At 68.2% G+C, this 7,845-nt stretch carries 7 protein-coding genes and 2 pseudogenes; 3 read left to right on the forward strand and 6 right to left on the reverse strand.

Features of this window, described 5'->3' with window-relative positions; all coding sequences use genetic code 11:
- Positions 1-260 (forward strand): annotated as a pseudogene (locus BLP62_RS12695) (IS982 family transposase); the annotation flags it as partial.
- A 41-nt stretch (positions 261-301) separates the two neighbouring features.
- On the opposite strand, the gene BLP62_RS12700 reads toward BLP62_RS12695, so the two are convergent.
- Positions 302-1,336, reverse strand: coding sequence for an alcohol dehydrogenase family protein (locus BLP62_RS12700; protein ID WP_093008667.1), 1,035 nt, complete (start codon positions 1,334-1,336; stop codon positions 302-304).
- A complete protein-coding gene (locus BLP62_RS12705) occupies positions 1,333-1,725 on the reverse strand; it encodes an SCP2 sterol-binding domain-containing protein (protein WP_093008668.1) in 393 nt (130 codons plus the stop codon). The genes BLP62_RS12700 and BLP62_RS12705 overlap by 4 nt, the downstream gene beginning before the upstream one ends.
- Positions 1,726-1,774: 49 nt before the next feature.
- On the opposite strand from BLP62_RS12705, the gene BLP62_RS12710 reads away from it, so the two are divergent.
- The gene (locus tag BLP62_RS12710) at positions 1,775-2,230 is read left to right on the forward strand and encodes a hypothetical protein (RefSeq protein ID WP_093008669.1); all 456 of its coding nucleotides are present in this window, start codon (positions 1,775-1,777) and stop codon (positions 2,228-2,230) included.
- On the opposite strand, the gene hrpB is transcribed toward BLP62_RS12710, so the two are convergent.
- The gene (gene hrpB / locus BLP62_RS12715) at positions 2,197-4,494 is read right to left on the reverse strand and encodes an ATP-dependent helicase HrpB (protein ID WP_093008670.1); all 2,298 of its coding nucleotides are present in this window, start codon (positions 4,492-4,494) and stop codon (positions 2,197-2,199) included. The genes BLP62_RS12710 and hrpB overlap by 34 nt on opposite strands.
- A 7-nt stretch (positions 4,495-4,501) precedes the next feature.
- Positions 4,502-6,409 carry a DNA topoisomerase subunit B gene (locus tag BLP62_RS12720; RefSeq protein WP_093008671.1) on the reverse strand — a complete coding sequence of 636 codons (1,908 nt, stop codon included), beginning with the start codon at positions 6,407-6,409 and terminating at the stop codon, positions 4,502-4,504.
- A gap of 141 nt (positions 6,410-6,550) precedes the next feature.
- On the opposite strand from BLP62_RS12720, the gene BLP62_RS12725 reads away from it, so the two are divergent.
- The gene (locus BLP62_RS12725; RefSeq protein ID WP_093008673.1) at positions 6,551-6,934 is read left to right on the forward strand and encodes a hypothetical protein; all 384 of its coding nucleotides are present in this window, start codon (positions 6,551-6,553) and stop codon (positions 6,932-6,934) included.
- On the opposite strand, the gene BLP62_RS12730 is transcribed toward BLP62_RS12725, so the two are convergent.
- Positions 6,921-7,514 (reverse strand): TaqI family restriction endonuclease, encoded by a 594-nt coding sequence (locus BLP62_RS12730; RefSeq protein ID WP_277621432.1) that lies wholly within the window; start codon positions 7,512-7,514, stop codon positions 6,921-6,923. The two genes, BLP62_RS12725 and BLP62_RS12730, sit on opposite strands and share 14 nt — an antisense overlap.
- A 4-nt stretch (positions 7,515-7,518) precedes the next feature.
- A pseudogene (locus BLP62_RS12735) lies at positions 7,519-7,845 on the reverse strand (IS982 family transposase); the annotation flags it as partial.

A 7,845-nucleotide genomic window follows, 5' to 3' on the forward strand; every position in this document is an offset into this window, starting at 1 on the left:
ATCTGTACGAGGACCTCCTCCGGGAGGCCCAGGAGGTTGTTCCCATGGTCATCCGCAGGAGGAACAGCCGGCGGTATCTCCCTTGGATGCAGTACCTGGCCATCGTGGGGCGGAGGGTGGTGGAGACGGTGGGGAGCATGCTCCATCACCTCTTCCCCAGGCGCATCCACGCCGTGACCCAGGAGGGTTTCGTCATCAAAGTTCTCACCTTCGTCCTGGCCCATAACATCAGTCTCCTGACCCAGAAGATGGCTGGGTAGCAACTTGGGTTATAATAAGGGAGTCAGCGGGCAAAGAGGTCTCAGGGCACGAGGGCGACCTTGGTGGCCTTCCGTTCGTGGAAGAGGCGGTAGCCTTCGGGGGCCTCCTCCAGGGGGAGGCGGTGGCTGAAGACGAAGCTCCCCTTGAGCCTCCCCGCCCTCTGCAGGGCGAGGACCTCCCCGATCCAGCGGGGGACGTTGGCGAGGGCGCTCCTCAGGGTGATCCCCCGGCTGAAGGCGGGAAGCCAGGGGTAGTCCAGCCGTTCCGCCGTGGGCACCCCCAGGCTGGAGACCACGCCCCCCGGGCCCGCGAGGCGCAGGGCGAGCTTCAGGGCCTCCCCGTCCCCGCCCACCGCCTCCACCACCAGGTCCGCCCCCAGGCCCTCGGTCTCCCGGCGCACCCGGGCCACGGGGTCCTCCGCCTGGGGGTGGATGGGGAGGCTTCCCAGGGCCTTGGCCTTCTCCAGGCGGGCCTCCTCCGGGTCTATGGCATAGACCTGCCCTGCCCCCAGGGCGTGGGCCACCATCTGGGCCATGAGGCCCACGGGCCCCGAGCCCACCACGGCCACGCTCATGCCGGGGGCGAGGAAGGGCCTCACCCCCCCGTAGGCCGTGGTGAGGATGTCCCCGGCGAGGATGGCCTCCTCGGCGGGGAGGTCCCCGATGGGGAAGAGGGTGTGCCGGGCGAAGGGCACCCGCACCCGCTCCGCCTGGGCCCCCGGGAGGTTGCCCAGGGCGAGGCCGAAGCCGAAGACCCCGCCCCTGGAGCAGGCGAAGAACTGGCCCTTGCGGCAGGCAGGGCACTCCCCGCAGGCCACCTGGAAGCTCCCCACCACCCGCTCCCCCACGGGGAAGGGCACCAGGGGGCCCTTCTCCACGATGCGCCCCACGAACTCGTGCCCGAGGACCGTCCCCGGCAGGACCCCGGCGATCTTGCCGTGGTAGATGTGGAGGTCGGAGCCGCAGATGGCGGAAAGCTCCACCTCGAGGAGGGCGTCCGTCTCCGCTTCCAGCCTGGGTTCCGGGACCTCCTCCACGGCCACCTGGAAGGGCCCCTTGTAGACCACGGCCCTCATGCCACCTCCCGGGCCACCTTGACGAGCTCCTGGGCCGCCTGGGCGTAGGGGGCGAGGGCGGCGATGGTGCCCTTCTTGAGCTCCAAAAGCCCCCGCATGAGGGCGCTTAGGGGCTCGAGGCGCCCCTCCAGCACCTCCTGCCAGGTGGCGAGGTCGGCCTCAATGACGAAGTCCGCCTCCGCCTCCCCCTCCACTGCCCTCGCCCCCCGGCAGGCCCCGTGCCAGAGGTCCAGGACCACGGCCGCCCCCTTGGGGAACCCCGCCTTGGGGTCCGGGCGCACCGAAAGGGCCAAGGAGCCCTCCCAGGTGCTCGCCGCCTTGCGGTAGGCCTCGCTCTCGTTCAGCTTCTGGCAGTAGGCCTGGGCCCATTCCTCCCCGAAAAGCTGCATGGCTTCCTCCTTTGCACCGAGTATAAGCCTTCTGGGGTAGCCTGGGAAGGTGGTCTACCTCCTGGACCTCTCCGGGGTCTACTGCGAGCCCGTGGAGCCCCACCTGATCCGGCTCCTCGCCGAGGCCAGCGGGGAAAGCCCCTTTTACCTCTCCCAGGCCTTCTACGAGCTCCTCCCCCGCCTGAAGGAGGAGGGCCCCGGGGTTCTGGAGGCCCTCTTCCCCGGGGCTTCGGCCCTCTACCCGAAGGCCTTCCGGAGGCGGGCGCGCCCCTTCCCCGAGCCCTTTCTCCTGGTCTCCGACCTCCCCCCGCCCGAGGGGCTTCGGGCCTTTTACCACCCGGAGAAGCTCCGGGCCCTCGCCCTGGCCCTGGAGGCCATAGGGGCTTCCCCGGAGGAGGCCCTCTACCTGGACGACAACCCCCTCTGGGTGGAGAGGGCCCGCGCCCTGGTGCGGGCGGAACTCTTCCTGCCCTATGGGGTTTCCGGCCAGGGGTGCTTGGGGTAGCGGCGCATGAGCTCCTGGCGCACCTTGGGGTAGTGCTTTTCCCAGAAGCCCTTCAGGTCCTGGGTCACCTGCACCGGACGCCCGGCGGGGGAGAGGAGGGCCACCGCCACGGAAAGCTTCCCCCCAAGCACCTTAGGGGTCTCCCGCAGGCCGAAGGCCTCCTGCACCCTTAGGGAGAGGAGGGGCGGGCCGTCTTCCCGGTAGAGGAGGCGCTTTTTTCTCCCGGAGGGGAGGGGCAGGCTCTCCGGGGCCAAGGCCTCCAGAAGGCCCCGCTCCTCTCCCAGGAGGGAGAGGAGGATCTCCTTCCAGGGGAGGTCCTTTAGGTCCTCCATCCGCCGCGCCCCTCGGGCCCAGGGCAAAAGCCAGGAGAGGTCGGCGAGAAGCTCCTCCTCGCGAAGCTCGGGCACCTCCACCCCGTGGGCCCTCAGGAAGCGGAGGCGGAGGAGGACCTGCCGCGCCTCCTCGGGGAGGGGAAGGCCTGCCCTCAGGGCCTCCTTAAGGTGGGCCTCCGTGGGGCCTTCCGGCTCCACGGGAAGCCTCTCCAGGACCAGGGCCCCGAAGCGGCTTTCCAGATAGCCCCTAAGCCGCCCCTCTTCCCACCCCGTCCAGAGGGCCACCTCCGCCCGCTTGAGGAGGTCTTCCCGGGCCAAGGGGGCGAAGCGCCGGACCCACCCCTCCTTCTCCCAAAGCTCCGCCTCCACCGCCACCAGGTACGGGGGGCTTTCCGGGCCCGGGAGGCGCAGGGCCCGTCCCGTGGCCAGGCGGTAGCGCCCGGGGGCCACCCTTTCCGCCGCCCGGTCGGGGTAGGCGGCGAGGAGGAGGGCCCCCAGGGCTTCCGGCTCGGGGAGGTGGGCCAAGGGGGGCGCCCCTAGGCGCTTCCGCCATAGGGCCGAGGCCCTCTCCACGGGGAGGAAGGGCCCTTTTCCCGTTCTCCTGGCCTCCAGGAGGGCCTCCAGGTGGGCGAGGAGGTGGGGCTCCTCCAAGGGGCTTCCCTCCTCCAGGAGGGCGAGGAGGTCCGCCGCCAGGGGGAGGAGGCCCAGGGCCTCGGCCTCTAGGGCCAGGCGGGCCAGGCGGGGGTGGGTGGGGAGGCGGAGCATCCGCCTCCCTAAGGGGGTGAGGCGCCCGGCCTCCACGGCCCCGAGGAGCCTCAGAAGCTCCCATGCGGCTTCCTGGGCGCCCTTGGGGGGGTGGGTGGGGAGGGGAAGGGCCTCCAGGCGCTCCCCGAAGGCCAGGGCCAGGAGGAGGGCCCGGGAGAGGTCCGCTTCCAGCACCTCGGGCCTTTTGGGGGGAAAGGGGCCCTCGGGGTAGAGGCGGTAGACCCGGCCCGGCCCCGTGCGCCCCGCCCGGCCCGCCCGTTGCCGGGCGGACTCCTCGGGGATGCGCACCAGGGCGAGCCGGGTGAGGCCCGTCCTCGCGTCAAAGCGGGGCTTTTTGGCGAGCCCCGAGTCCACCACCGCCCGCACCTGGGGCAGGGTGAGGCTGGTTTCCGCCACGTCCGTGGCCAGGACGATCTTCCGTGGGCCTGGCCTCAGGAGGGCGGCCTGGGCCTCCAGGGGAAGCCCCCCGTGGAGGGGGAAGGCGGGGAGGTCCTTAAGAAGCCTTTGGGCGCGGGCGATCTCCCCCTTCCCCGGGAGGAAGACGAGGACGTCCCCTTCCCCCTCCAGGAAGGCCTTCCGGGCGTACCGGGCGGCGAGGGCCTCGAGGGGGCCCTCCGGAGGCCTTTCCAGGTGGAGGACCTCCACGGGGTGGCCTTCCCCCTCCACCTCCAACTTGGCCCCTTCCAGGGCCCGTTCCAGGTCCGGGTCGGGGGTGGCGGTGAGGAGGGCCAGCTTGAGGTCGGGCCTCAGGGTTTCCTGGACGCGCAGGAGGAGGGCGAGGGCCAGGTCGGTCTCCAGGTGGCGCTCGTGGGCCTCGTCCAGGAGGACGGCGGAAACCCCTTCCAAGGTGGGGTCTTCCAGGAGGCGCCGGGTGAGGAGGCCCTCGGTCATCACGAGAAGCCTCGTCCTCGGGCCTTCCCTCCCCTCCAGGCGCACCCGGTAGCCCACGGTCTCCCCCAGGGCCTCCCCAAGGTTCTCCGCAAGCCGCGCCGCCACCGCCCGGGCCGCCACCCGCCTGGGCTCAAAGAGGAGGACCTTCCCGGGGAGGGCCTGGAGGAGCCTCAGGGGAAAGAGGGTGCTCTTGCCCGCCCCCGGGGGGGCCTTGAGGAGGAGGCGGCCCTCCTTGAGGAGGAGGGCCACCGCCTCGTCCAGCCAGCCTTCGCCCATGTGGCGCTTAGATGTCCAGCTCGGCGTAGCGGGCGTGCTCCTCAATGAACTCCCGCCTCGGGGCCACGTCCTGGCCCATGAGCTTCTCAAAGAGCTCGCTGGCCTCGAGGGCGTCCTGGAGCTCCACCTTTTTCAGCACCCGCTTTTCCGGGTTCATGGTGGTCTCCCAAAGCTGCTCGGGGTTCATCTCCCCCAGGCCCTTGAAGCGCTGGACCTCGTAGCTTTTCCCCTCCAGCTCCTTGAGCCGGGCCTGGAGCTCCTCGTCGGAGTAGAGGTACTCCACCTTCCTCCCCACCTGGAGGCGGTAGAGGGGAGGCTGGGCGATGTAGACGTGGCCCCGCTCAATGAGGGGGCGCATGTAGCGGTAGAAGAAGGTGAGGAGGAGGGTGCGGATGTGGCTCCCGTCCACGTCGGCGTCGGTCATGATGATGATCTTGTGGTAGCGGAGGCCCTCGAGGTCAAAGTGGGCCTCGTCCCCCGTGCCCCCGATCCCCGCCCCGATGGCGGCCACCATGGCCCGCACCTCGGCGTTCTTCAGGGCCTTGGAAAGCCCGGCCTTCTCCACGTTGAGGATCTTCCCCCGGAGGGGCAGGATGGCCTGGAAGCGGCGGTCCCGGCCCTGTTTGGCGCTTCCCCCCGCGGAGTCCCCTTCCACGATGAAAAGCTCCGCCTCCTCGGGGTTTTCCGTCTGGCAGTCGGCGAGCTTGCCGGGAAGGTCGTCGGACTCCAGGGGGTTCTGCCTGCGGACGAGCTCCCTCGCCTTCCTCGCCGCCTCCCGGGCCTGGGCGGCCCTAAGGGCCTTCTCGTAGATGGTCTTGGCGATCCGGGGGTTTTCCTCCAGGATTTCCAGGAACTTCTCGTAGACCACCTGGCTCACGGCGCTCCCCGCCTCGGGGTTTAAGAGCTTCCCCTTGGTCTGCCCCTCAAACTGGGGCTGGGGAAGCTTCACCGAGACCACGGCGTAAAGCCCCTCCAGGAGGTCGTCCCCCGTGGGCTGGGGGCCTTTTTCCTTGTTGAGGCCCGCCTTCTTGGCGTACTGGTTCAGGGCGCGGCTGTAGGCCCCCTTGAAGGCGGTGAGGTGGGTGCCCCCGTCCCGGGTGGGGATCATGTTGGCGTAGGTGAGGATCTCCGCGGTGTAGCCCTTGGTGTGGATGAGGCCCACCTCCACCTCCACGTCCCCCTCCTGGCCCTTGAGGAGGAAGGGCTTCTCGTAGAGGAGTTCCTCCCCTTCCGCCAGGGCCTTGGCGAAGGAGGCCACGCCCCCCTTGTCCAGAAAGACCTCCTCCTTGCCGTGGATCAGGTCCTTGAAGACCAGCTTGAGCCCCGCCACCAGGTAACTCACCTCCCGGAGCCGGGCCCGGATCTTGCTCGGGTCAAAGCTCAGGTTCCCGAAGATCTCGGGGTCGGGCTTGAAGGTGACCCGGGTGCCAGCCTTCCCCTTAGGGGCCTCGCCCACCACCCGGAGGGGCTCCGTGACCTCCCCCCGGCTGAAGGCGATCCGGTGGTGCTTCCCCTCCCGGAAGACCTCCACCACGGTCCACTCGGAAAGGGCGTTCACCACGCTCGCCCCCACCCCGTGGAGCCCCCCGGAGACCTTGTAGGCCCCGCTTTCAAACTTGCCCCCCGAGTGCAAGGTGGTGTAGATGACCTCCACCGCGGGCTTTCCCTCCTCGGGCATGAGGTCCACGGGGATGCCCCGGCCGTTGTCCTCCACGGTGAGGGAGCCGTCCGGGTTTAAGGTGGTGACGATCTCCGTGGCGTAGCCCGCCAGGGCCTCGTCCACGGCGTTGTCCAGGATCTCCTTGAAGAGGTGGTGGTACCCCTCCACCCCCGTGCCGCCGATGTACATGGCCGGGCGGTGGCGGACCCCCTCCAGGCCCTTGAGCACCTTAATGGCGGAAGCGTCGTAGCTCACCCCCTCAGTATAGCACAAGCCGGGATGGGCGTTTTTCCCTTAAAAATGGGGGGTCTTCCCGCCTAAGCCCGGAGGGTTTATGGGACTGGGGCCAATGTGCGGCCCTTTTCCGCCCGGGCGTTTCCCGGGTATCCTGCGCCCATGGTTTGGGTGCTTCTGCACGCTTCCCTTGGCCTCTTCCTCCTTTTGGCGGTGCCCGCTTTGGCCCTCGTGGGCCTTTGGGGCTTTTTCCGCCCCCTTCCTCCCCGCTTTTACGCCTTTCTCCGGGGGACGGCCTGGGCGGCCATCCTCCAGGTCCTCCTGGGCTTCCTCCTCTTCCTTCAGGGGCTAAGGCCTAAAGACGGCCTCCACCTCCTCTACGGCCTCCTCCTCGCCGCCGGCCTCCACTACCTGGGGGGCCTCGAGCCCGGGGGGTGGTTCTACCGGGGGCTCAAGGACCCGCCCAAGCGCCCCGAGGTCTTCGTGGCCCTGGGGCTTCTCTTCTGCGTGGGGCTCGTCCTTCGGGTGTACTTCACGGGCCGGTGAGGGCTTCCTGCGCCACCCTTTCCCAGGAGATGATCCCAGACAGGGCTGGAGCGTTTTCCTGGAGGAATCTTTCCACACCTTTTACGTAGCTTTCTTGGAAAATAACAAAGCCGTTGGGCAAACGTCCAAGGTGATGGGCAACCCTTGCCCACAGGAGGTGAGTTTCTTTCTTGGTTCGGGCTCGTTCAGCTCTTTTTAGTATTTCCTCCAGACTTTGTAGAGTGTAGGGGACCTCGAGGAGAGCAAAGTTTTTTAGCTTCCTTAAAAAGCGGTTGTCTCCCCGGGCTTCCGAGCGGTAAGTCTCCTTCTTGATCTGGATGCCCGCTTGATGCCCACTCACTTGGATCAGTGCGTCTACCCCTTGGGCATCGAGCTCTGGGGTAGCTGTCAGGGGGAATCCGCAAGAAGCGTTCCAACGGTAACAGAAGTGGAATTGAGTCCAAATGGAAACGGCGGTCCGGTAAAGCCTGGCCTCGAGGCCGAGGCGGACAAACTCGTAGGAACACCCCCAGAAGTACTTGCGGATGAACTCGTCCAAAGGCTTTAGGCGAGTCTCCCACCAGCGGTTAAAGAAACCCAAGTTGCTACCCAGCCATCTTCTGGGTCAGGAGACTGATGTTATGGGCCAGGACGAAGGTGAGAACTTTGATGACGAAACCCTCCTGGGTCACGGCGTGGATGCGCCTGGGGAAGAGGTGATGGAGCATGCTCCCCACCGTCTCCACCACCCTCCGCCCCACGATGGCCAGGTACTGCATCCAAGGGAGATACCGCCGGCTGTTCCTCCTGCGGATGACCATGGGAACAACCTCCTGGGCCTCCCGGAGGAGGTCCTCGTACAGATGGCTCTCGTACCCCCGGTCCAGGTAGAGCTCCGCCCCCTCGGGAAGGTCCAGGGGAAGGAGGAGAAG

This window comes from Thermus arciformis (assembly GCF_900102145.1).
In the GTDB taxonomy this organism is placed as follows: domain Bacteria; phylum Deinococcota; class Deinococci; order Deinococcales; family Thermaceae; genus Thermus; species Thermus arciformis.

What these genes read in the sequence shown, in the direction of transcription:
- BLP62_RS12700 (WP_093008667.1), bottom strand. Translation starts at nt 1,336, where the DNA reads ATGAGGGCCGTGGTCTACAAGGGGCCCTTCCAGGTGGCCGTGGAGGAG.
- BLP62_RS12705 (WP_093008668.1), bottom strand. Translation starts at nt 1,725, where the DNA reads ATGCAGCTTTTCGGGGAGGAATGGGCCCAGGCCTACTGCCAGAAGCTG.
- hrpB (WP_093008670.1), bottom strand. Translation starts at nt 4,494, where the DNA reads ATGGGCGAAGGCTGGCTGGACGAGGCGGTGGCCCTCCTCCTCAAGGAG.
- BLP62_RS12725 (WP_093008673.1), top strand. Translation starts at nt 6,551, where the DNA reads ATGGTTTGGGTGCTTCTGCACGCTTCCCTTGGCCTCTTCCTCCTTTTG.